General features: G+C 45.1%; 23 protein-coding genes. 18 read left to right on the top strand and 5 right to left on the bottom strand.

From position 1 onward, the window contains the following. Positions 1 to 274: 274 nt before the first annotated feature. Positions 275 to 1,216: a 23S rRNA pseudouridine(955/2504/2580) synthase RluC gene (rluC, locus tag BIZ39_RS16070; RefSeq protein ID WP_187447455.1), complete on the top strand. Its 942-nt coding sequence runs from the start codon at positions 275 to 277 to the stop codon at positions 1,214 to 1,216. 3 nt (positions 1,217 to 1,219) lie between these two features. After that, the gene (locus tag BIZ39_RS16075) at positions 1,220 to 1,927 is read left to right on the top strand and encodes an HAD family hydrolase (protein ID WP_187447456.1); all 708 of its coding nucleotides are present in this window, start codon (positions 1,220 to 1,222) and stop codon (positions 1,925 to 1,927) included. Positions 1,928 to 1,978: 51 nt separating this feature from the next. On the opposite strand, the gene BIZ39_RS16080 is transcribed toward BIZ39_RS16075, so the two are convergent. Then, positions 1,979 to 2,599, bottom strand: coding sequence for a Maf family protein (locus tag BIZ39_RS16080; protein WP_168463435.1), 621 nt, complete (start codon positions 2,597 to 2,599; stop codon positions 1,979 to 1,981). A 153-nt stretch (positions 2,600 to 2,752) separates the two neighbouring features. Here BIZ39_RS16080 and yceD point away from each other — a divergent pair, with 153 nt between their 5' ends. The 14 genes from yceD to BIZ39_RS16150 all read left to right on the top strand — a co-directional run bounded on the left by yceD (position 2,753) and on the right by BIZ39_RS16150 (position 14,264). Next, complete coding sequence (gene yceD / locus BIZ39_RS16085) at positions 2,753 to 3,286, top strand: 23S rRNA accumulation protein YceD (RefSeq protein ID WP_014976324.1); 534 nt, start codon at positions 2,753 to 2,755, stop codon at positions 3,284 to 3,286. A gap of 3 nt (positions 3,287 to 3,289) precedes the next feature. After that, entirely contained in the window at positions 3,290 to 3,460 is a 171-nt protein-coding gene (gene rpmF, locus BIZ39_RS16090; protein WP_012518206.1) for a 50S ribosomal protein L32, read from the top strand. Between the two features lie 15 nt (positions 3,461 to 3,475). Next, positions 3,476 to 4,501, top strand: coding sequence for a phosphate acyltransferase PlsX (plsX, locus tag BIZ39_RS16095; RefSeq protein ID WP_014976325.1), 1,026 nt, complete (start codon positions 3,476 to 3,478; stop codon positions 4,499 to 4,501). Continuing rightward, complete coding sequence (locus BIZ39_RS16100; RefSeq protein WP_168463434.1) at positions 4,498 to 5,463, top strand: beta-ketoacyl-ACP synthase III; 966 nt, start codon at positions 4,498 to 4,500, stop codon at positions 5,461 to 5,463. Before plsX ends, BIZ39_RS16100 begins: the two co-directional genes overlap by 4 nt. A gap of 84 nt (positions 5,464 to 5,547) precedes the next feature. Then, positions 5,548 to 6,477 (top strand): ACP S-malonyltransferase, encoded by a 930-nt coding sequence (gene fabD / locus BIZ39_RS16105; RefSeq protein WP_014949213.1) that lies wholly within the window; start codon positions 5,548 to 5,550, stop codon positions 6,475 to 6,477. A 9-nt stretch (positions 6,478 to 6,486) separates the two neighbouring features. After that, positions 6,487 to 7,227: a 3-oxoacyl-ACP reductase FabG gene (gene fabG, locus BIZ39_RS16110; RefSeq protein WP_187447457.1), complete on the top strand. Its 741-nt coding sequence runs from the start codon at positions 6,487 to 6,489 to the stop codon at positions 7,225 to 7,227. A 199-nt stretch (positions 7,228 to 7,426) separates the two neighbouring features. Continuing rightward, positions 7,427 to 7,666 (top strand): acyl carrier protein, encoded by a 240-nt coding sequence (gene acpP / locus BIZ39_RS16115; protein WP_012518211.1) that lies wholly within the window; start codon positions 7,427 to 7,429, stop codon positions 7,664 to 7,666. Positions 7,667 to 7,746: 80 nt separating this feature from the next. Next, entirely contained in the window at positions 7,747 to 8,985 is a 1,239-nt protein-coding gene (gene fabF, locus BIZ39_RS16120; RefSeq protein WP_049588746.1) for a beta-ketoacyl-ACP synthase II, read from the top strand. Positions 8,986 to 9,218: 233 nt separating this feature from the next. Beyond that, entirely contained in the window at positions 9,219 to 10,070 is an 852-nt protein-coding gene (pabC, locus tag BIZ39_RS16125) for an aminodeoxychorismate lyase (protein WP_014949216.1), read from the top strand. A 113-nt stretch (positions 10,071 to 10,183) separates the two neighbouring features. Then, complete coding sequence (gene mltG, locus BIZ39_RS16130) at positions 10,184 to 11,203, top strand: endolytic transglycosylase MltG (RefSeq protein WP_187447458.1); 1,020 nt, start codon at positions 10,184 to 10,186, stop codon at positions 11,201 to 11,203. Positions 11,204 to 11,263: 60 nt separating this feature from the next. Next, positions 11,264 to 11,938, top strand: a complete 675-nt coding sequence (gene tmk, locus BIZ39_RS16135; RefSeq protein ID WP_168463429.1) for a dTMP kinase — start codon at positions 11,264 to 11,266, stop codon at positions 11,936 to 11,938. Further along, positions 11,938 to 12,825 carry a DNA polymerase III subunit delta' gene (locus tag BIZ39_RS16140; protein WP_168463428.1) on the top strand — a complete coding sequence of 296 codons (888 nt, stop codon included), beginning with the start codon at positions 11,938 to 11,940 and terminating at the stop codon, positions 12,823 to 12,825. The genes tmk and BIZ39_RS16140 overlap by 1 nt, the downstream gene beginning before the upstream one ends. A 63-nt stretch (positions 12,826 to 12,888) precedes the next feature. Next, positions 12,889 to 13,671 carry a TatD family hydrolase gene (locus BIZ39_RS16145; protein ID WP_014979120.1) on the top strand — a complete coding sequence of 261 codons (783 nt, stop codon included), beginning with the start codon at positions 12,889 to 12,891 and terminating at the stop codon, positions 13,669 to 13,671. 35 nt (positions 13,672 to 13,706) lie between these two features. Next, positions 13,707 to 14,264 (top strand): pyridoxamine 5'-phosphate oxidase family protein, encoded by a 558-nt coding sequence (locus BIZ39_RS16150; protein WP_156086316.1) that lies wholly within the window; start codon positions 13,707 to 13,709, stop codon positions 14,262 to 14,264. Positions 14,265 to 14,449: 185 nt separating this feature from the next. Here the strand turns inward: BIZ39_RS16150 and BIZ39_RS16155 are convergent, their stop codons facing one another. The 3 genes from BIZ39_RS16155 to BIZ39_RS16165 all read right to left on the bottom strand — a co-directional run bounded on the left by BIZ39_RS16155 (position 14,450) and on the right by BIZ39_RS16165 (position 20,208). Further along, the gene (locus BIZ39_RS16155; RefSeq protein WP_168463427.1) at positions 14,450 to 15,082 is read right to left on the bottom strand and encodes an SDR family oxidoreductase; all 633 of its coding nucleotides are present in this window, start codon (positions 15,080 to 15,082) and stop codon (positions 14,450 to 14,452) included. Between the two features lie 193 nt (positions 15,083 to 15,275). Further along, positions 15,276 to 18,125 carry a ligand-binding sensor domain-containing diguanylate cyclase gene (locus BIZ39_RS16160; protein WP_262385789.1) on the bottom strand — a complete coding sequence of 950 codons (2,850 nt, stop codon included), beginning with the start codon at positions 18,123 to 18,125 and terminating at the stop codon, positions 15,276 to 15,278. A gap of 262 nt (positions 18,126 to 18,387) precedes the next feature. After that, positions 18,388 to 20,208: a M2 family metallopeptidase gene (locus BIZ39_RS16165; RefSeq protein WP_049588752.1), complete on the bottom strand. Its 1,821-nt coding sequence runs from the start codon at positions 20,206 to 20,208 to the stop codon at positions 18,388 to 18,390. A 225-nt stretch (positions 20,209 to 20,433) separates the two neighbouring features. On the opposite strand from BIZ39_RS16165, the gene BIZ39_RS16170 reads away from it, so the two are divergent. Both BIZ39_RS16170 and BIZ39_RS16175 read left to right on the top strand, forming a co-directional pair. Continuing rightward, positions 20,434 to 20,814, top strand: coding sequence for a gamma-glutamylcyclotransferase (locus BIZ39_RS16170; RefSeq protein ID WP_049588753.1), 381 nt, complete (start codon positions 20,434 to 20,436; stop codon positions 20,812 to 20,814). Between the two features lie 11 nt (positions 20,815 to 20,825). Next, on the top strand, positions 20,826 to 21,191 hold the full coding sequence (locus BIZ39_RS16175; RefSeq protein ID WP_075176436.1) for a DUF4870 domain-containing protein: 366 nt from the start codon (positions 20,826 to 20,828) through the stop codon (positions 21,189 to 21,191). A gap of 459 nt (positions 21,192 to 21,650) precedes the next feature. On the opposite strand, the gene BIZ39_RS16180 is transcribed toward BIZ39_RS16175, so the two are convergent. Then, on the bottom strand, positions 21,651 to 21,926 hold the full coding sequence (locus tag BIZ39_RS16180; RefSeq protein ID WP_014949227.1) for a hypothetical protein: 276 nt from the start codon (positions 21,924 to 21,926) through the stop codon (positions 21,651 to 21,653). Between the last annotated feature and the right edge of the window lie 102 nt (positions 21,927 to 22,028).

Genomic DNA, 22,028 nt, shown 5'->3' on the forward strand with positions numbered 1-22,028 from the left:
CTAGCGGGCTAAGTTAAAGGACTGTGACAAAGAGTAAAAGGCTTCCATAACGACCCCTTCGGGCAGCGCCTTTGTGCCATCTATACTGCGTTGAATGTTTTCGATTTAGAACCACTAAACCGTCAAACATCCGCCTTGTCTAGATGGCACACAGACCGCTGCAAAAATGTACAGCAAAGGTCAGCAGGCCCTAACTAAGCGCTGATATAATAATTATTTAGTAAAACGTAACTTTCAGTATGTTGGGCACTTTGCAATAGGGTATAATGCCCCTATGAAAGAAGAAGCTCCCCAAAAAGTACGTTTTGTAACGGTTGAAGCCGACTTGGCTGGTCAACGTATCGATAATTTTTTGCGCACCCAGCTAAAAGGTGTGCCGAAAAGCATGATTTATCGCATTTTGCGCAAAGGTGAAGTGCGGGTGAATAAAGGTCGTGTTAAGCCTGAATATAAGTTACAAGCCGACGATTTAATCAGAATTCCACCGGTTCGCGTGTCGGAAGGTGCGCCTGCGCCATCGCCAAAGCTCGATAAAATTGCATCATTAGAGTCGCATATCCTTTTCGAGGACGACCGTATACTTGTTATCAACAAGCCATCGGGAATGGCAGTTCACGGAGGAAGTGGCTTGAGTTTTGGTTTAATCGAAGGCTTAAGAGCCTTGCGTCCCGATGCCAAATTTATGGAATTGGTACACCGATTAGACCGTGACACGTCGGGCTGCATTTTAATTGCTAAAAAACGTTCTGCCCTTCGCCACATGCATGAGCAGCTTCGCACTGGCAAAATGGACAAGCGATATAATGCGCTAGTTGCAGGTGAGTGGCCTAAAACCCGATTTAAAGTTAAAGCGCCGCTTCGTAAAAATGTGCTGCAATCGGGTGAGCGCATGGTAAGTGTAAGCGACGATGGGAAACCGTCAGAAACTCGCTATCGCATATTAGAGGAATACGCAGGTGCAACCTTGGTTGAAGCGTCGCCTATTACAGGTAGAACCCACCAAATTCGCGTTCACTGTTTGCATGCGGGTCATCCTATTGCTTGCGATCATAAATACGGTGATGCGGATTTCGACGCGGCAATGCGCCAAAAAGGACTGAACAGACTGTTCCTTCACGCTCGCAGTATTTCACTGCTGCACCCAGCGACTGAAGAGCGCGTCACATTTACCGCGCCATTAGACGACACACTCTCAAATACACTTAAAGCGCTGTAAGTTATGCATTCAAAAAAACAGGCTGTGGAAACACAGCCTTTCATTTCGTTAGATAAAACACTGCCTAAGTACAAACTTGTTATCTTCGATTGGGATGGCACGCTCATGGATTCGGCGGCAAAAATTGTTAGCTGCATGCAGCTTGCTGCAAAGCAGTGTGATATGCCTGTTCCTACCTACGACGAAGTAGGTCACATTATTGGTATAAGTTTAAAGCCTGCCATTAAACAGCTTTTTAATATCAAAGACGATGAGTTAGCCGAGCGTTTAGTCGCCGCCTATAAAGAGGCATTTGTCACTCGCGATATAACGCCGTGTCCTTTGTTTAATGGCGTTGAACAGTTACTTAGCAATTTGAAAGAAGCGGGATGCACATTGGCCGTTGCGACAGGTAAAGCGCGCCGCGGTCTTGATCGAGCGTGGGCACAAACAGGGACGGGACCTTTCTTTAGTGCGTCACGTACCGCCGATGAGGCAGAATCAAAGCCTTCGCCCGACATGCTCCTACAGTTACTTGATGAACTTAGTGTAAAAATAGAAGACGCCGTGATGATTGGTGACACAACCTACGACATGCAAATGGCGAAAACGATTGGTATGGATAGGATAGGTGTGTCATATGGCGTTCACGCGCAGGTTCATTTAGAAGCGTTGTTACCTGTAGCACTTGTACACTCTATAAGTGAACTAGAAACAGCGCTATTCAAATAGCGCTGGTTTGTAGCACTGCTTTGATACAACTGCTCTGACAGAATTAGTGGCTTACTGTACAGCCATTGCTAATAAATCGACATCGAAGTGTGCGCTCAGTAATTCATTTAGCAGCATTATCGGAAGACCGATTAAACTGTTAGGGTCGCGGCTTTCTATTTTATCGAACAGTAATACACCCAAACCTTCGCTTTTAAAACTGCCGGCGCAATCGAGTGGTTGCTCTTTATCTACATAGGCGCGAATGGCAGTTTCACTGTTATGCCGAAAGAAAACGCGTGTTTCATCTACCTGCGTTATCGTTTTATTGGCGCTAGGTTGGTGAAGGCAAAGTGCAGTATAAAATGACACTTGCTTACCTTGGCATGCCATTAGCTGGTTTACTGCATTTTCAAACGTGCCAGGCTTGCCAAGTAGCTGCGGGCCCGCATCGGTTTGGACCAAAGCTACTTGATCACTACCTATAATAATGGTGTCGTTATTTACTTTTTCTAATTCAGCGGCAACCTTGTGCGCCTTTTGTTCGGCTAAACGTAAACTCAATGCAGTAGGGCTTTCGTTCGCAAAGGGCGTTTCGTCAATATCTGGTGCGTGGGTGTCTACCTGAATACCAATGTTGGCGAGCAACATTTTTCGGTATTGCGATGATGAGGCAAGAACAAGGGAGGCCACAATTACTCCTTTTATAAAAACAATATGTTGCGTACTTTCAGTTAGTAGTACAATGTTACATTATCACTGCGTACCACATACAGCGTTTTATTGTAGGTTAAAACGCAATTTTGCTTTGACAGGAAGGGGTTGACCCTATATCATGCGCGCCCTATGCAGAAAGTGAAACTCCCTCATTCGGTTGAACCGACTAAAAGTGCCATGAAACGTTCCGATTACCGGGGCGTGATTGCGTCTAAAGATATGGAACGATTGAGTGAAGCAGTTGTCCGATGCAATGACTATGTGGACGCAGAAGTACAGTTCGAAAAAGACGCGCAGGGTCTTACTGTCTTTCACGGCCATCTAGCCACGCAGGTAACACTTATCTGTCAAAGGTGTAATGGTGAACTCGATTATCCCGTGGAAGCGGAATTCTGTTTTACTCCAGTGCAGGGAGAAGAACAAGAAAGCGATGACATCATTCCCGAGGCTTACGAACCGGTAGAGGTCAACGACCACGGAGAAGTTAATCTGCTTCAAATTTTTGAAGACGAGCTACTGTTATCTTTGCCAATTGTGCCCCTTCATGCAGAGTCGGAGTGTACAGTGAAGCAGGACGATATGTCGTTTGGAAAGATTGAACCGGAACAAGAGCGACAAAACCCTTTCGCGGTTTTGAAAGAACTTAAGCGAGACCAGGAGTAAGTTATGGCAGTACAACAAAATCGTAAAACGCGTTCTAAGCGCGGTATGCGTCGCTCACACGATGCATTGACAGGCGCGACTTTGTCTGTCGATTCAACGTCGGGCGAAACTCACCGTCGTCACCACGTGACCGCTGACGGTTATTACAAAGGCAAGAAAGTAATCGGCGCGTAATACAGCGACTACATTTTGTCTAAACTAACCATCGCGTTAGATATCATGGGGGGCGATCATGGTCCCCCTGTTATCCTTCCCGCAGCCGTAAAGGCTATTCAACTTCACCCAGACGTGCACTTCACGTTATGCGGTGATGAAGATACCATCAAAGCAGGTATACAGCCCCTTACCAACGCTGAACGAAACCGCGTTACTATTGTGCATTGCTCACAAGTCGTTGAGATGGGCGAAGCGCCAACGTCAGCGCTACGAAATAAGAAAGATTCTTCTATGCGTCGCGTTATTGAACTTGTCGAAAGTGGCGAGGCAAACGCGTGCGTAAGCGCAGGTAATACCGGTGCACTGCTTACCTTATCATTCTATTTGCTTAAAACCTTATCAGGCATTGATAGGCCCGCACTCATTAATATGATGCCTACAACAGGGCACCATAACGTATTTCTTTTAGATTTAGGCGCAAATGTGAACTGTACGCCTGAAATTCTTTTCCAATACGGCGTTATGGGCTCAGTGCTTGCGCAAGAGGTGGCGGGCATAGCATCGCCACGGGTTGCCTTATTGAACGTAGGCGAAGAAGATATTAAAGGTAACGCACAGGTAAAATCTGCCGACCAGCTTTTTAAAGATGCGCCAGGCATAAACTATATTGGTTATGTAGAAGGCGACGACATTTTCACCGATCATGCCGATGTAGTGGTAACAGACGGTTTTACTGGAAATGTAGCGCTTAAATCGAGCGAAGGGCTGGCTAAGTTAGTGATAAACGAAGTAAAACGCCAGTCACAGAAGAACTTTTATACCCGATTATTGGCAAAAATTGCCTTCCCATTACTGAAATCTATCTATAACAGCGTGAACCCCGACCAGTATAACGGTGCGAGTCTGATAGGATTGCGCGGCATTGTTATCAAGAGTCACGGAAATGCACAAAAAGACGCCTTTTATTACGCCATCGTGCAAGCAATGAAAGAAGCAAAGATGCATTTACCTGAAAAGATAAAGACAAAGATAGAAACGGTATTGTTGGAGCAGCTTTGAGCAAATATTCACGCTTTATAGGAACAGGTAGCTATTATCCCAGCGACGTGCGTACAAACGCAGATTTAGAGCAAATGGTGGACACCAGTGACGAATGGATCACTGACCGTACCGGGATAAAAGAGCGACGTATTATTGGAGCAGATGAAACCGCTGCTACCATGGGGGCAGAAGCCAGTAAGAAAGCCATTGAGATGGCTGGCATTGACCCGAAATCTATCGACATGATTGTGTGCGCTACCACAAGTGGTCGCTATGCGCTTCCAAGCACAGCATGTGAAATTCAACGCATTCTTGATATTGACGGTATCCCTGCATTTGACGTAGCTGCTGCATGTGCAGGTTACTGCTACGCATTAAGTGTTGCCGATCAATACATTAAGTCTGGCATGGCGAAACGTATTCTTGTAGTCGGTACCGACTGTTTGAGCCGCTTGATAAACCCTGAAGACAGAACCATGGTTATCTTGTTTGGCGATGCGGCAGGCGCAACGATTATTGAAGCGAGTGATGAACCTGGCATTCTTTCCACACATATCAACGCATCAGGCTCTCATGGCGATTTGCTGTACGTGGGTAATCCAACCCGTGGTGACGAGCAGTCGGTTCACGATAACTGGGGTGTGATGCGTGGTAATGAAGTCTTTAAGGTTGCGGTAACCAAGCTTTCAGAAGTGGTAGAACAAACCCTTGCTGCCAACGGTATGCAAAAATCTGATCTTGACTGGTTAGTACCTCACCAAGCAAACTTTAGAATTATTAAAGCGACAGCTAAAAAGCTGAATATGTCTCTTGATCAAGTAGTGCTTACGTTAGAGCAGTATGGTAATACCTCTGCTGCTACTGTGCCTACTGCGCTTGATACAGCTATCAGAGACGGGCGCATTCAACGCGGACAGCATTTATTACTAGAAGCATTCGGAGGCGGATTTGCTTGGGCATCGGCGCTTGTGCGCTATTAGCCTTGGTGATTTTTGCCTCGATAGGGGCACTCCAACTCCGACGTTTTCTCGCTTCTAGTAAATTAAAAATAATAAGGAATCGACATGACAAAGACAGCCTGTGTATTTCCAGGACAAGGTTCTCAGAGCGTAGGTATGCTAAAGGAACTTGCTGAGACTTCTCCTATTATCGAAGCAACGTTTAAAGAAGCCTCTGACGCGCTCGGCTACGATCTGTGGGATTTAGTCCAAAATGATACAGACGGTAAACTTAACGAAACCCATATCACTCAACCAGCGTTGCTTGCTGCTAGCGTAGCAATTTGGCGTGTTATTCGCGAGCAGGGCATCGATGTAGATTACCTAGCGGGTCACAGCCTTGGCGAGTACTCAGCATTAGTATGTGGCGGCGCCATGGATTTTGCTGATGCTATCAAGCTTGTGGAAGCCCGTGGTAAATACATGCAAGAAGCTGTACCAGCAGGTGCTGGTGCCATGTATGCCATTATCGGATTAGACGATGCCGCCATTGCGGATATTTGTCAGCAAACTGCTATTGCTACAGGCGATGTGGTTGCACCAGTTAACTTCAACTCTCCAGGCCAAGTGGTTATTGCAGGGGAAAAGAACGCCGCCGAGCAAGCTGCTAATGCGTGTAAAGAAGCGGGCGCTAAGCGCGCACTTCCTCTTGCGGTGAGCGTTCCTTCACACTGTGAGTTAATGCGTCCTGCAGCAGACAAGTTAGAAGACGCGTTATCGTCATTGAACGTTAATGAGCCTGCAATCAATATCGTGAATAATGTTGATGTCACTATTGAAACCCAAGGTGATGCAATCAAGAACGCATTAGTGAGACAACTATATTGCCCCGTTCAATGGACGCGTACTGTTGAATACTTGGCGGCAGCGGGCGTTGAGCGCGTTATTGAGGTAGGTCCTGGTAAAGTACTTACTGGATTGAACAAACGTATCGACAAGAGCCTAGAATCTCTTGCAGTTAATACACCTGATGGTGTTGAAGCATTAAAACAATAAGGAAACGCAATGAGTCAATTAGACGGTAAAATTGCGCTTGTTACCGGCGCAAGCCGAGGTATAGGCAAAGCGATTGCTACGCAGCTTGCACAGCAAGGTGCTACGGTTATCGGCACAGCAACCAGTGAAAATGGTGCACAAGCAATTAGCGATTATCTTTCTGAATTCGGCGGCAAGGGCTTTGCGCTAAATGTCACCGAAAAAGAAAGCGTAGATACCACGATTAAAGCGATCAATGAAGCACACGGTGGTATCGATATCTTGGTCAATAATGCAGGTATCACACGTGATAATCTGCTAATGCGCATGAAAGATGACGAGTGGCAGGATATTATCGACACCAACTTAACCTCAATTTTCACACTGTCAAAAGCGGTACTTCGCGGTATGATGAAGAAGCGTTTTGGTCGCATCGTGAACATTGGTTCAGTGGTGGGCAGTGCAGGTAATGCCGGACAGGCAAACTACGCTGCAGCGAAAGCAGGGGTCATTGGTTTTTCTAAATCTATGGCGCGTGAAGTGGCTTCTCGTGGTATTACCATCAACGTTGTAGCGCCTGGTTTTATCGATACCGATATGACAAAAGCGCTGACCGATGACCAAAAAGAAGCCATTTTCAAAGATATTCCGGCTAACCGATTAGGCGAGCCTGATGAAATTGCAGCCACTGTTGCCTTTTTAGTAAGCGATGGTGCAGCCTATATTACAGGCGAAACTATCCATGTAAATGGTGGTATGTATATGGGGTAAATTCGCAAAAATTGCGAATTTTCCTTAGTTTGGGGTGGTATTTACCCGAACTTGGATGTAAAAATAGTATTTTACGAATTTCGAATGTCGCTGGTTTGACCAGAAAATTTGTTTAAACTGGTGCTTGCAAGGATGCACCTTGCAAAATAAACTAGCGGCACTTTTATTATCTAGTGACGTTTAAGGGAAACCTAGAATTATGAGTAACATTGAAGAACGCGTTAAGAAAATCATCGTTGAACAACTTGGCGTGAAAGAAGAAGAAGTAAAAGCAGAAGCTTCATTCGTTGACGATTTAGGCGCTGATTCACTTGACACTGTTGAGCTAGTAATGGCTTTGGAAGAAGAATTCGATACTGAAATTCCTGACGAAGAAGCAGAAAAAATTACTACTGTTCAATCAGCAATTGATTACATCAACGCTAACAAAGACGCTTAAGTCTTAAGTAGCGACAAAACGGCTCTTCTAACAGAGCCGTTTTTGTATCTCCTACCTTAGTTCCAAAGCGAGGGCTTTTTGTGACAAAACGTCGCGTAGTGGTTACTGGTCTTGGAATGCTTTCACCATTAGGTCTTAATAGCGAAGACACATGGCGCAAATTGCTCGCGGGCGAAAGCGGCATCGGTGAAATCACCCATTTCGATTGTAGTAACTATTCAACCCGTTTCGCAGGTCAAATTAATGATTTTGATCCGCAGGAATACATTGAAAAGAAAGAAACCAAGAAAATGGACCGCTTTATCCAGCTGGGTATAGCAGCAGGCAAGCAAGCCTTGGTCGATTCTGGTTTAACTGTTTCACAAGATAATGCGCATCGTGTAGGTGTAGCTATTGGTTCAGGTATTGGTGGTTTAGAACAAATTGAACAAAACCATTTGAAACTGACAAATAGCGGTCCTAAGCGCGTATCGCCATTTTTTGTACCTTCAACCATTACCAACATGATTTCTGGCTTTTTGTCTATCATGGAAGGGTTGAAAGGACCGAATTTAAACGTTGTGACTGCTTGTACAACAGGCGTTCATAACATTGGTATTGCCGCAAGAACAATTGCTTATGGTGATGCTGATGCCATGTTGGCCGGAGGCGCAGAAGCGTCTATTACTCCGCTAGGCATGGCTGGTTTTGCCGCAGCACGTGCGTTGTCATCTCGAAACGACAACCCACAAGCAGCAAGCCGCCCATGGGATAAAGACCGTGATGGTTTTGTCATGGGTGAGGGCGCTGGCGTGGTAATGTTAGAAGAATACGAAGCAGCAAAAGCGCGTGGCGCGACCATTTATGCAGAACTGGTTGGTTTTGGCATGAGCGGCGACGCATACCACATGACTTCTCCACCCGAAGATGGTGAAGGTGCGGCAGCGTCTATGCAAAACGCGATAAATGATGCGAAGTTGGATGCAAGCGAAATCGGCTATGTTAACGCACATGGTACGTCTACGCCTGCAGGTGATATTGCCGAAGTGGCAGCAGTAAAACGCGTGTTCAATGACCATGCTCACAAGCTACTTGTTAGCTCTACCAAGTCAATGACGGGCCATTTGCTAGGGGCCGCCGGTTCAGTTGAGGCAATTTTCACTATTTTGGCACTGCGTGACAAAATGGCGCCGCCAACCATTAATTTGGATGAACCAGGTGAAGGCTGCGACTTAGACTTTGTTGCACACAAAGCAAAAGCATTCAATGAAGACTACGCACTGTGTAACTCATTCGGGTTTGGCGGTACGAACGGCTCATTGATTTTCAAGCGTATCTAATACGGCGTAATTAATATAGCGTAATTATCGCTGATTAAGTGAACTTCACGTATATTTAAAAGGCAGCTTCGGCTGCCTTTTGTTGTTTATACAGTTAAATCTCGCAGTAAATATCATAAAACTCAGGTCTCTTTGAGCACAGCTACAGCCAAATCAATTCAGCTAGACGTTGTCTGACCAACGCAAGTTGGTATACTTCCAACAACCACAATAACGGCGAACAAGAGTAGGCAGTGAGAATTATTCCTAGCGCTACGCCTATTTCATCAAGTGACAGGGCGTTTAATTATGGCGACGGTGTGTTTACCACATTGTTGGTAAGTGAACATCAAGTAGAATTATTGCCTTATCATATTTCACGTTTAGAGCACGATGCGGCAGCCATCAAGCTCAATATTGATATCCGCGCGCTTGAAGCCGCAATTGCTGAACAGGTTAAGACGATAAAGAGCGGTTCAGGTGATAACGCTTCTCCAAAATATGTGCTAAAAGTTCACGTGTCGGGAGGTCAAGCCGGAAGGGGGTATGCGCGAAGCGAAGACAGTGAAGCATTAGTCAGATTTAGCCAGCACCCTTACCCTGTCCATTACGATAGTCTTGCGAATGAAGGTGCAACGGTAATATGCGCTCAAACGCGGTTAGCCATTCAACCATTGCTTGCGGGTGTAAAGCATATGAACAGGCTAGAACAAGTCTTAATTAAGCACGAAGTAGACGACGCTGGCGTACACGATGCTATTGTTTGCGATACCCAAGATAACATTATTGAAGCGAGTGCTGGCAATGTATTTTTCTACCTCAATGAACAATGGTATACCCCGTCTTTGAAAGGAAGTGGTGTCAATGGCGTAGTCAGGCAGTGTCTTATTGATTCGCTGTTAAACGACAATTGTTCGCTTCACGTGGGGGAATATGACCTTTCTTATTTGCGAAAAGCGAGTGCAGTGGTAATTACCAATGCACTAATGGGCGTAATGCCGGTACAGAAAATACAAATGCCGGATTTCTCCTATGTCGATTTTGATGTAAGAAGCGATGCGATTGTAGCGCTAAAGACACGGCTTCAGACTGCGCTTCAAAATTAACTAAAACGCACTTCTCACAACGGGGTTCGTCAACGTTTTACGAGCTTCACCAGATTAGTAGTAAAAAGAAATAAAATGGAATGTAAAGCAATGAAGAAAGGGGAAGTTCAAGCATGAAGCGGGTAATTGTTATTCTATTATCTCTTGTCATGCTTGCCGTTGTTGGGGCAGCCTCTGGCGTAATGTATGTCTCGAGCAAGGTTACCGATGAACTAGTATTAAAAAGTGAAACCTTATTTACGATAGAGAGCGGCAGTAACGCTTATCGTACCGTGAAACAATTGCGTAAAATAGGCATGACTGATGTGTCGCCCTTTGTTGCTAAGGTGTGGCTCAAATTCTTTGCAGGCAGTACGTCTGTTAAGTCTGGCACCTACATGCTGCGCCCAGGGCAGTCACTAGTAGATGTGTTTACCCTGTTTACTGAGGGCGATGAGCATCTCTTCGCAGTGAGTTTAGTCGAAGGGCTAACCCTTGCACAGTGGCTTGAGGCGCTTAAACAAAACACAGATTTGGTGTTTGATTTAAACGACAGGAAATTAAACCAGCTCACTCAGGATAATGGCGTAGATTGGTGTTGCGAAAATGTTTCGCAGACAGAGGGCGTATATTTGGCTGATACGTATTTCTTTACCAAAGGCACAACCGCAAGCGAGGTATTGAAAAGAGCACACCGCGCGCTAATTGACTTTGTTTCTAGCGAATGGGAATTACGGGATGCCGAACTGCCGTTAGCCACACCTTACGAGGCTCTTATCTTAGCGAGTATCATTGAAAAAGAAACGGCTGTGCCTGCGGAACGTGACATGATTTCAGGCGTTTTCGTCAATAGGCTAAACAGAAATATGCGTCTTCAAACTGATCCCACCGTGATTTATGGTATCGGTCCTACGTTTGACGGAAACATTACCCGTAAGCACTTGCGAACAGCAACGCCTTACAATACCTATGTTATTAAAGGGCTCCCACCTACGCCTATCGCGATGGCAGGCAAGGCCGCCATTCACGCTGCGTTGCACCCACTGACAACGGATGCACTCTATTTTGTGGCGAAGGGCGATGGCAGCCATCAATTTTCTACGACACTAGCTGAACACAATGCAGCTGTGCGAAAATACCAGTTAAAACGATAGCCGTATTGATGCAGACAACCGATACGTTATAGCTAAACAAAAAACAGAGTTTAAAAAGTAATGCGCGGAAAGTTTATTGTAGTTGAAGGCCTTGAAGGGGCAGGAAAAAGCTCAGTAATAGGGCTAATTGTTCAAGCATTAAAAGACGCGGGAAAGCGCGTTGAGCAAACTCGTGAGCCGGGCGGCACACCTATGGCTGAAGCTATTCGAGAATGTGTAAAACACGACTGGGATGAGACCGTTAGTGAGGAGACTGAACTACTTCTTATGTATGCGGCGCGTGTGCAATTACTGACCAATAAAATCTTACCTTCACTTGATGCTGGTGCGTGGGTAGTAGGTGACAGACACGATTTATCATCTCAGGCTTATCAAGGTGGTGGTCGAGGCGTCAGTGAAAAAACGATGACGGCCATCAGCGATATCGCCCTTAAAGGGTTTAAGCCTGACCTAACCTTATACCTAGATGTCGAGCCAGCTGTCGGACTAGAGCGCGCCCGAGGGCGAGGGGAGCTTGACCGTATTGAGCAAGCGGGGCTTGCTTTTTTTGAGCGAACTCGTGCTAAATACTTGTCGCTCGCTAAGCAAGATGAATCTATCGTCGTGGTAAGTGCGATGCAGTCTATGGAAAAGGTTCATCAAGACGTGACTGCTATTATCAACGACTATGTGACGACCATAAACAGCGCAAGCAGTGACATAGCGCAAAACGAAAGTATGCAGGGGAAAGGCTAATGCAAGTACTGCCTTGGTTTGCTGCAACGTTCTCGACGTTACTGTCGCGCTATTTGGCAAAAAAACTTCACCACGGTTTACTGCTGACAGGGCCGAAAGGGATTGGAAAATACCAACTCGCGCTAGGGTTAAGCAGCACGTTATTGTGTAAGCAACCAAGCATAGATGGGCCATGTGAACAGTGTCAAAGTTGCCATTTGAGGCAAGCTGGAAACCACCCAGACTTTCATGTTTTAGAAAGTGAAAAGCAGTTAGGTGTGGATAAAATTCGCGAGGGCATTGGCAAGCTATCAGGTACTGCGCAAATGGGGGGCAATAAAGTGTTGTTGATTCCCCGTGCCGATACCATGACGGAAGCGGCAGCTAATGCACTGTTGAAAACCTTAGAAGAACCCACAAATAATACCTTCTTGCTGCTGATCACTGACAGTATCAATAAAATTATGCCGACCATATTAAGTCGATGTGAACGGCAGATACTCTCACTCCCGTCAGTGTCAGACAGTTTGAACTACTTAAACGCTAAGGGCGTAGAAGATGCAAGCGAAGCGCTATTGGCAGCTTATGGCTATGCCCCTCTTCGCGTAGAAGAGGCTCTCAGTGGTGAAGAAGACATTAGCTATCGCAATTTTAGCGATGGTATGCAAGCGCTCTTAGCAGGCGATGCAAATTTGCAAGTACAAACGCTTGCGAATAAGTGGCAGGACAATGCGCCTCAAATCGCATTGTGGTGTCAACAGATGGCCCATGATGAATACATAAAACGTCAACAGGCTGTTGATTTTAAACGCTATGAAGCGTGTGTTGATGCGGTAAGAACGCTGCAGCACGCAGGTGTAAACAAATCAATGGTACTTTTTGGGTTACTAAAGCAATTTCAACGTTAATAGGCAAACGCTGGCTTGTCGAAGCCCTTTTGTCTGACAGCAATTTTTTAAAACAGGTGTAGTTTGTTCGTAGATTCTCATTGTCACTTAGACCGACTTAAGCAAGGGCCAGAAGAGCTGGCTGAAACCTTAAATTTCGCAAGAACCCGAGGTGTTGAACACTTCCTTTGTGTGTGCGTATCTGTTGGTGATTACGACAGCATGTTAGCAGCTGTAAGTCAGTTTGAAGATGTATCAGTATCTTGTGGTGTGCACCCACTACATCAAGATGAAGCGTGTAGCTATGAAGAACTGTTAGAGAAGGCGCAGCGTGAAGAAGTGGTAGCCATTGGCGAAACTGGGCTGGACTATTTTTATAGTCCGGAAAGTAAAGAAGTCCAGCTAACGTCTTTCGTCGACCACATCAAAGTAGCTAACGAAACTAAAAAGCCGTTAATTATTCATACGCGGGATGCAAGGGAAGACACCATTAACTTACTCCGCCAACACAAAGCTGCGCACACTAAAGGTGTTTTGCATTGCTTTACTGAATCATTAGACATGGCGCTGGCAGCAATAGAGATGGACTTCTATATCTCTATTTCAGGCATCGTAACCTTTAATTCAGCAGATGAATTGCGTGAAGTGGTAAAAGCGATCCCTTTAGAGCGACTACTTATTGAAACTGACTCACCATGGCTTGCGCCAGTTCCTCATCGAGGTAAACAAAACCAGCCAGGTTACGTGGTAGAAGTGGCAGAATTTATTGCTGAGCTTAAAGGCGTGACGGTAAAAGAATTAGCGGAAATTACCACGCAAAACTTCTACACGCTGTTTTCTTTAGCTGCGAAGAAGAAAGCCGCGTAGCGGTAAACCAGGCGATTTTACTCTCGGAGGTGGTTATGCCCCAGTGGCGACAAGGGTTGACAAAGAGTCTTCACCAAACCCGCAGTATGCCAGAAAGTCGTTACTTTCAGTTAGCTACTGTGGACGGTAGTGGTGTACCGTACTGCCGTACCGTGGTTTTTAGAGGGATCACCGACGACAACCAACTGGTGGTTATTTCTGACACCCGCTCAGATAAGTATGACCAGCTTGGCCAGAATCCTCACTCGCAGGTTTGTTGGTATTTTTCTAAAACCAGGGAGCAATATCGCTTCTCTTGTACTGCAACAATAATAACGTTACATCAAGATGCTGACTTAGTTACTCAGCACTGGAATAAATTGTCAGATGCGGGCAAAAAGCAGTTCTTATGGGGCGAGCCAGGCACGCCAAGAAACGATGGCTCGGCACTTCAGGTTGAAGGGGACTTTGGTGTAGTTCCTCCTCACTTTTGCGTGATCATGCTGGCTATCGATAGCGTAGATTACCTGAATTTGAGAGGTAACCCTCAAAGTCGAGAGTGGCATCAAAAAGACGGAAATGGCAACTGGGTTAGCCAGTCATTGATACCGTAGGTAACCACCTCTAGTCTCTAAGTAGGCACATATTAAGTGCGTGATACTGCCTATTCTGAGCACCACCTAAGTCAGCGGCATACAAACCGGCGACCTAAGCAAAAAGTAAGCCCTCTCTAGCTTGGATAGACGCGATAACGCATTGGCAAATGAGAGGGCGCCGATCACCTAGAAAAGTCGCTCACCTAGAAAATATGGGAAATTGGTGTATCACCTTTAAATAAATAGGTGATCAAGTCAGCATTACCTTCTCTTGCAACGCTTTCGACAATAGCTGTCGCTACATCTTCTCTTGGTATTACAGCATCGTCCCTATTGCTTGGCATATCGGTTCGTACTAAATGCGTGCCCGGTTCATTTAATAAAGTGCCAGGTCGAAGAATTACGTGATGTAAGCCGCTATTAATTAAATGCTCGTCGGCCATGTGTTTGGCAACCAAATATGGTTTTATTGCTGACTCCACGGCGTCAGGATCGTCTGCACCAATAGAACTAACCATAACAAATTTGGGTGTACCCGCCGCTTTTGCATAGTTAACCGCGTTGCGGGCCGCCCAAAGATCAATCATAAGTGTTTTATCTGCGCCGGTGCTACCGCCTGAACCTGCTGTGAATACCGCAACGTCCACACCTTCAAAGTGTGCTGAAAAATCTTTTTCTAAATCCTGCTCAACCACTGTGAGGTTGGCATTTTGGATATCTGACAGTTTGTCTGGGCTTCTTACTGGCGCTACGACTTTGTGACCGGCATCCAACAATTTCACTGTTGCTTGCTTACCAATTTGGCCTGATGCGCCGATTACTAATACATTTGCCATGTTTTCATCCTCCTTGTGGGTGATTTCGCTCATCTTAAGCTACTTAAGAATTCACAATACATAGGCGGGTAAAAAGGAAAGCGATCAATTACTGCGATAAAATGCATGACAAAACGTTTGCCTGCATGCATTGCCGTTTAAACGGCAATGCAATGGGAGAGAGAAACTAATGAGTATGATAATCAGCCAGCGGCTATTTTATCACCGTATTTCGGCCTGATTCCTTTCCGACATATAGCTTTTTATCGATAGCGTGAATGCAAGCCTCGACGCTATCGTAATCTCGTATATCTGCTACACCGCAGGTTATGGTAGCTGATACCGAGTAGGGGGGAGCATCGATTTCGTAATCAGCGACAGCTTTACGTAGCTTTTCTGCCACCCAAAATGCTTCTTGAACCTTTAATGAAGGCAGCAATATAAGAAATTCCTCACCGCCCCATCGCGCAATAACGTCACTTTCTCTTAAACTATCTTCCAGGATCCGAGCGATTTTGACCAGTACTGTGTCACCCACATGATGACCGTATTCATCGTTAATACGCTTAAAGAAATCAATATCAACAATTAGCAAGGAGAAAGTATGATTATGGCGTTTATAATTTTGCCATGCTGCCTTGGCTCTTTGTATAAAGTAGCGACGATTTTTGAGACCCGTCAATGCGTCCTCAGTTGAAAGCTGCGTTAACTTTTCTACGACCGCTTCTAGGTCTCGGGTTTTTTCCTCAACTTTTAGTGCGAGTTCAGCGGAGCGCTTTTTCAACGACGCTATCCTCAGCCACACCATCGATGAAATCAACAGCATGCCTAGCAGGGTAATTGTCACACGCCATATAGGCTTATCCCACCACGGTGGAACTACAACTATTTCAAGTTGCGCTGCATTGCTGCTCCATTCATTCTCTTGATTTATAGCTCTAACAGTGAAGCGGTAGCGTCCTGGGTCCAAGTTGGTGTAGGTGGCCGTTCTTGTCTTGTAATCAGTAAAGCGCCAGCTGTTCTCAAAGTCTGCGAGCTTATAGGCATACCTAAGTTCGTTTGCATTCATATAATCAGTGGCGGCAAATTCAATAGTGAGCGCAATATCGTTATCTTTAAGTTCGATTACCTCGTCTAGGCGCTGTCTTTGCTGATAGGTTGTCCCGTTTTGCTCGTTCCTACTCACCGTTTCAACGTTTGTGAGGTGCACTTCAGGTGACCACTGTACATTTGCCACGTGTGAAGGAGTAAATTGTGTTACGCCTTCCGTTCCACCAAACAATATTGTGTTATTTTCAGTTACAGTGACAGAGCCAATATAGTAACCCGAGGACAGTGCGCCGTTTTCTGCACCGAAATAAGAAAGGGTAGACAAGTCAGGTGCTAAATACGCAATCCCTTTAATTGTAGAGATCCAAAGCCCATATTCATCATCTTCAACAATTGCCCCGATGGATACATTGCTCAATCGACTTTCAGGCTTAATTTGTGTCACTTTAATCGTTGATAAATCACTGCCTTCTTTAGACATAAAGAAGAGTCCAGCTGCTTGAGTTCCAATCCAATAACCACCGCGTTTTGACTGAGAAATCCACGTCACTACAGTTTGATCTGAAATCTTGTCAGTAAACTCACTGATGCTGGTTAAGTCTCCAGTCAGTTTATTCGCAACAAATAACCCGGATACCGTACTTAACCACGCGTTTTCATTGTCGTCCAAAACAATTCTCGTTGTCAGCGACAATGGCCATTGCTTTATTACCCTATCTTCTGACGGGCGATATACAAATAGCCCATCGCTGTAGCCGCCATACCAAATGTCTCCGTCATCATCGATATTAATGCTGTAACCCGACTTACCATTCAGCGCAACAAATTCTAGGTTTCTGGTCTGAGGGTTCAGTTTGGCAAGGCCTGTGCGTGTGGTTACCCATAAGACATCGCTCTTTGTGTGATAAAACACGCTCAACAGCTTATCGTTAGTGTCTTCGCTACTCGCCAATGCACCATTGGAAGTAAATGGGCCTTCTTGAGTTTTACTTATCGTGTCGTAAAGCCAAAGGCCCTTTTCGTTCGCTACCCATACTTGGTTATCTTTGTAATTCGATAAAGAGGAGATTATACGTCCTTCGCCTATTTCCTGAGAGTAGAAGTTGCTAAGCAGAGGGTTACTAATCGCAAACCCATCGTCTGTGGTGCCAACGACAACCAGCCCAGCTTTCGTTTGATAAAGGCTTGAAATTCTCTCTTTGGCCGCATCTTTCTCGTTAATCGGTGCACGCAGCACAGAGTTAGGGTTATGTGACGTTAAAATATTCAGCCCACGCTGAGTAGAAACCCATATATCACCGTTGTCCTTTAATAAGATGTCTGTAACGTAGTTATCAGATAATCCGTGAGTTTCAGAAGTACATCCTTTGTCGATGGTGGTGCTTTGGTCGTCGGGGTTGAACAAACATGCGCCGCGGGTAGCGGTACCCAACCAGAATCGAGATTTCTCTGCTGCCACCAGTCGAGTAAAGTTCGTGTTTTCAAAAGCCACTAACTCAAGTGACCTCTTAAACGGGTCAAGTTTATAAAGGCCCGAGGTGGAAGTGACATAAAGCGTGTTACCGATAAGCTCTATGTCTGTCAGCGTACTGGTGGTACTGGGAAGGTAGCTAACCAGTTCTACACTGTCTGATTCTGGAGAGTATGTGTAAAGGTTTCGCTCAGAGACTATCCAAAGCTGGCCATTGTGGGTGGTCTTGATCCTATTAATTACCTGTTTATTGAAAGGCTCTGACGCCGGTAACGTGTAGTGCTTGAACGACTCAGTATCAACATCTATACGGCTCAGCCCGCTGTATGTCCCCACCCACAGGTATTGACCATCTAAGCTTGCCTCTATCTGAAGGGCGAACAGGGTTTGGAGGCCTGTTGACTTGTCTTCTCCCCACAAGCCGAAGTTTCGAAATGTATAGCCGTCAAATTTATCGACACCAGACTGCGATGCCAACCACAGAAAACCATACTTATCTTCCGCAATATCTGAAATGGTTACGTGGGCGATACCACTATCCATATTGTAGGAATGAAACGCTGGGGCAATAGGTTGCGCGCATGCAGGTAGGCTGCAAGTTGAAGCAAAAAAATGAAAAGCGAAAGTACCAACAGGGGGCGCATAATATAATCAAAAATCACATGAAATTTATACACTAACGTTACGCGAATCTACCGCTCTTACAATGGTACAAAAGTTTAAATTCAACAAAAAAGCCTCGAAATTCGAGGCTTTTTGGACTGCATCAATTATGTTAGCCAGTGGCTAATCATAACGGATATAGTTACCAGCCACACTGGCGTGTAGCATTTTGCTCATCTAACCACGTTTTTAGTGGAGCAAAGTAGTCAGCGATAGTACTGGCATCCATTTGCGGTGAGCCTGTCAGTGTTTCTAACGCATTTTGCCAAGGTTGGCTCATACCCATCTCTAGCATTTCGTTAAGTGCTTTACCGGCTTCTTCACTGCCGTAGATAGAACAACGGTTAAGCGGGCCCTCATCACCTGCAATGTCACACAGTGCTTTATGGAACTGGAATTGAAGGATATGCGCTAGGAAATAGCGTGTATAAGGTACGTTAGCAGGCACGTGATATTTTGCACCCGGATCAAATGCGTCGGCGCTGCGCTCAACAGGCGCCATCACACCCTGATACTTTTCTCTCAATTCCCACCATAGTTGATTGTATTGTTCAGGTGTTACTTCACCTGACATCACTTTCCAGCGCCATTGGTCAACCATCAGACCAAAAGGAATGAAGGCAATCTTGTCTAACGCAACTTGCATTAACATACCGATATCGTTTGATGCGTCTGGGATCTCATCAATTAACTCGATTTGCTTAAGGTACTTAGGTGTTATTGATAAAGCGATGGTGTCGCCAATAGCCTCGTGGAAGCCGTCGTTTGCCGAACCACGGTAAAGAAGTGGTTGGTCTTTATAAGCGCGTTGATAGTAGTTGTGACCTAATTCGTGGTGAATAACGTTAAATTCTTCGCCAGTCTTTTGAATACACATCTTTATACGAAGATCGTTTTTGTCATCTAAATCCCACGCAGAGGCATGACACTGAACGTCACGGCCTTCAGGCTTTTGAAACATAGAGCGTTCCCAAAAGGTATCTGGAAGTTCTTCAAAGCCAAGCGATGAGAAAAATGACTCTGCTTGTTTAACCATGGCGATTTCGTCATACCCCTGTTCAGCTAATGCGCCTGTAACATCAGGAACTTTCATTTCTTGCTGAGGTTTAACGATATCGTAAATATTCCCCCACGACTGTGCCCACATGTTACCTAATAAATGGGCTGGGATTGGTTTGTCTTGAGGTACTACGTCTTCGCCATAGTGTTCACCTAGCTTAGCGCGCACATGGCAATGTAGTGACTCGTAGAAAGGCTCTACTTGCGTCCATAAGCGATCCAATTCCTTGGGAAATTCATCTGCTGGCATATCGTACTTTCCACGCCACAAGGCGCTGACGTTTTCAAAACCTAGCTCTGCAGCACCTTCGTTCGCTAGCGATACTTGTTCTGCATAGAGTCCTGCCATTGGTTTAGATACTTCACGCCAGCCTGACCAATATTCTAGTAGCTTGTCAGCATCGCGTAGGGTGGCCATTTCAGAGCTCATTTCAACCAAGCTTTTGCACGTACCATCTTCGCTGCAATACTCACCAGAGCCGTACATGGCACTTAAGTCAGAACCAATTTTTGCAAGCCGCTCTGCTTTTTCGGCATCTGCCGGCGGCGGCATTGTTAAACTGTTTTTAAGTAGATCAAGCTGTCTGCGGGTGTCGGCATCTACGTCTACATCGTTAAATTTCGCCGCTTCTTTAGCTAACTTTGCAACCTTGGTAGAAAGCACTTCATTAAAGTAAGCACTGACTGCTGCTGTATCGAAATTGATATTCGTGGCGTAGCTCCACTCGGCGTGCGCGGCAGGAACTTGCATTTTTGCAATATCTTTTTGCGCTTGTGTTAAAAACTGCTTGGCGTCTTGTGCAGTGAGTTGTGGTTTAGTTTCTGTCTGTGTTGTACTTTCGCCACACCCCATAAGCGAAACGCTTACCAATGCTGCTATCAGAGTACGTTTGTGATTGAGCATACTTTGTCCTTTAATTATTGTGTTTTTTACGTGAATCGACATTCACATAGACATGCTCTTGCATTGTGTAACGCTGTGTTGCTTTTGTAAAACAAATTCGATATTACTCTCACATAAGCACTGGCTTTTTTAGGCAATTTATAACTAGCAATGCGAACGGTTGGGGCCTGTTTTTAAATTTGCCTCAACACCTGACGAAAAGTTTTTTAATAATGGGTCAAAGTAATGCAAAACAATGACAATGTAACGTCTGCTACACCTGATTTAGAAAGGTTGTTTATTTACGGAAGCCTTGCTCCTAATTGTCCAAATCACCATATCGTCGCTCATATTGGTGGCCAGTGGCAGTCTGGTACGGTAGAAGGGCACTTAGTTCAACAAGGGTGGGGAGCAGTTATGGGGTTTCCAGGAATTGTTATTTCTGATCTAACTAAAGCAAAAGAAGAGGTGAAGGGCATGATGCTAACGTCTTCTCAACTTGCCGAAAACTGGACCATGCTGGATGAGTTTGAAAGTGAGCAATATGAGCGGGTCATAGTTCCTGTTAAGCTTGATGCCGGTCACACTGAAAACGCCTATATTTATCAAATCAAACCAACGCAATAAAAAGGACCATTATGTCAACGGAAGAACCACTCTACTGGGGCTTGAACGCTCGAAGCTACTGTACACTCATTCATGTTTCTCAGTTATCCAGTTTCATTATACCTGGCTTAGGTATCATATTGCCTATCGTGCTATGGATTGCTCACAAAGATCAAAACGAAGACATCAATCAGCACGGCAGGGTGACAGCGAATTGGTTAATAAGCTTGCTCATATACTCTGTTATTTGTTTTGTCTTGACGCTGGTTATCATAGGAGCCCTAGGCTTCATCGCTCTTGGATTAATGAACATCGTCTTTGCTATCGTGGCAGCAGTCAAAGCGAACAAAGGAGAGTTGTGGGTGTATCCGCTAAGCTTTGAGTTTTTTAAACGTTAACCTAAAGAATCCTACGTCACGTCTAGCAAGAAAAACTACTACTGACGAGCGCTTTCGAAGGGCGTTTCCATGTTGAAACGCCTTCGTGCTTATCCCATTGCAGATACTGCAATTGCCAGCGTGAACAATAACGCGATGTGTTTTGGTTTTAAAAGCATGTTCACCTCTTTCCTGTGACTTCTTCTACCTGTGGTAATCTTGAAGGTAGTTTTCAAATAGGTGTCGCGCTATTCACAATTAGTATAATTAACTCATATGTCGCTAATGTCGTTACGAGGGCGTTATTTTTTCAAAAGCGCTATGTCGGCGGTTAGCACTTATCTATGCGGATTAATGGTATAAATATTTGATTCGTAGAATACTATTGCTGCGTGTGCGATTGAGTAAAAAAGAATAATAAACGCAAAGAAATGACGTTATATAAAGGATTAACCTGATAGACGAGTACTCGCCTAAAAATTACTTAGCGCTGAAGCGGTGACTTGGCAGTGCGCTATGAATAAGGTATTGGCTTTTGGATTGTTTGGTGGTTTGAAGCGAAACATCAGTACCGCGCTTCACCGTGCTTAGTGCTAGCGGTTTATTTTGACGTTGCTTCTTTAATAGTTGCGAAGAAGGCACTTCCTTCATATTTACAAGCGTAGATTGGGCTTCTTGCGCAATACTAACGTTAATCAACGAATAGGTTATACAAAGTGTGGTAGCTAAAAAAATGTTTTTACTTGGCTTTTTCATCACATTTTTCTCTTTTTGTTCAACTTAATCGCTAAATAAAATTATTGGGTTTTACTTGATAGGGGTTCGATTGCAGAGGCGGTTGCACTCGCCTCATTCATC

The organism is Alteromonas sp. BZK5 (assembly GCF_014349115.1).
GTDB lineage: Bacteria > Pseudomonadota > Gammaproteobacteria > Enterobacterales > Alteromonadaceae > Alteromonas > Alteromonas macleodii.

Excerpts from the sequence above, each read along its gene's own strand:
- rpmF (WP_012518206.1), top strand. The coding sequence starts at position 3,290 with ATGGCAGTACAACAAAATCGTAAAACGCGTTCTAAGCGCGGTATGCGT.
- yceD (WP_014976324.1), top strand. The coding sequence starts at position 2,753 with ATGCAGAAAGTGAAACTCCCTCATTCGGTTGAACCGACTAAAAGTGCC.
- rluC (WP_187447455.1), top strand. The coding sequence starts at position 275 with ATGAAAGAAGAAGCTCCCCAAAAAGTACGTTTTGTAACGGTTGAAGCC.
- fabD (WP_014949213.1), top strand. The coding sequence starts at position 5,548 with ATGACAAAGACAGCCTGTGTATTTCCAGGACAAGGTTCTCAGAGCGTA.
- BIZ39_RS16155 (WP_168463427.1), bottom strand. The coding sequence starts at position 15,082 with ATGGCAAATGTATTAGTAATCGGCGCATCAGGCCAAATTGGTAAGCAA.
- tmk (WP_168463429.1), top strand. The coding sequence starts at position 11,264 with ATGCGCGGAAAGTTTATTGTAGTTGAAGGCCTTGAAGGGGCAGGAAAA.
- BIZ39_RS16175 (WP_075176436.1), top strand. The coding sequence starts at position 20,826 with ATGTCAACGGAAGAACCACTCTACTGGGGCTTGAACGCTCGAAGCTAC.
- BIZ39_RS16160 (WP_262385789.1), bottom strand. The coding sequence starts at position 18,125 with ATGGATAGTGGTATCGCCCACGTAACCATTTCAGATATTGCGGAAGAT.
- acpP (WP_012518211.1), top strand. The coding sequence starts at position 7,427 with ATGAGTAACATTGAAGAACGCGTTAAGAAAATCATCGTTGAACAACTT.
- BIZ39_RS16165 (WP_049588752.1), bottom strand. The coding sequence starts at position 20,208 with ATGCTCAATCACAAACGTACTCTGATAGCAGCATTGGTAAGCGTTTCG.
- mltG (WP_187447458.1), top strand. The coding sequence starts at position 10,184 with ATGAAGCGGGTAATTGTTATTCTATTATCTCTTGTCATGCTTGCCGTT.
- BIZ39_RS16075 (WP_187447456.1), top strand. The coding sequence starts at position 1,220 with ATGCATTCAAAAAAACAGGCTGTGGAAACACAGCCTTTCATTTCGTTA.
- BIZ39_RS16180 (WP_014949227.1), bottom strand. The coding sequence starts at position 21,926 with ATGAAAAAGCCAAGTAAAAACATTTTTTTAGCTACCACACTTTGTATA.
- fabG (WP_187447457.1), top strand. The coding sequence starts at position 6,487 with ATGAGTCAATTAGACGGTAAAATTGCGCTTGTTACCGGCGCAAGCCGA.
- BIZ39_RS16150 (WP_156086316.1), top strand. The coding sequence starts at position 13,707 with ATGCCCCAGTGGCGACAAGGGTTGACAAAGAGTCTTCACCAAACCCGC.
- BIZ39_RS16140 (WP_168463428.1), top strand. The coding sequence starts at position 11,938 with ATGCAAGTACTGCCTTGGTTTGCTGCAACGTTCTCGACGTTACTGTCG.
- BIZ39_RS16170 (WP_049588753.1), top strand. The coding sequence starts at position 20,434 with ATGCAAAACAATGACAATGTAACGTCTGCTACACCTGATTTAGAAAGG.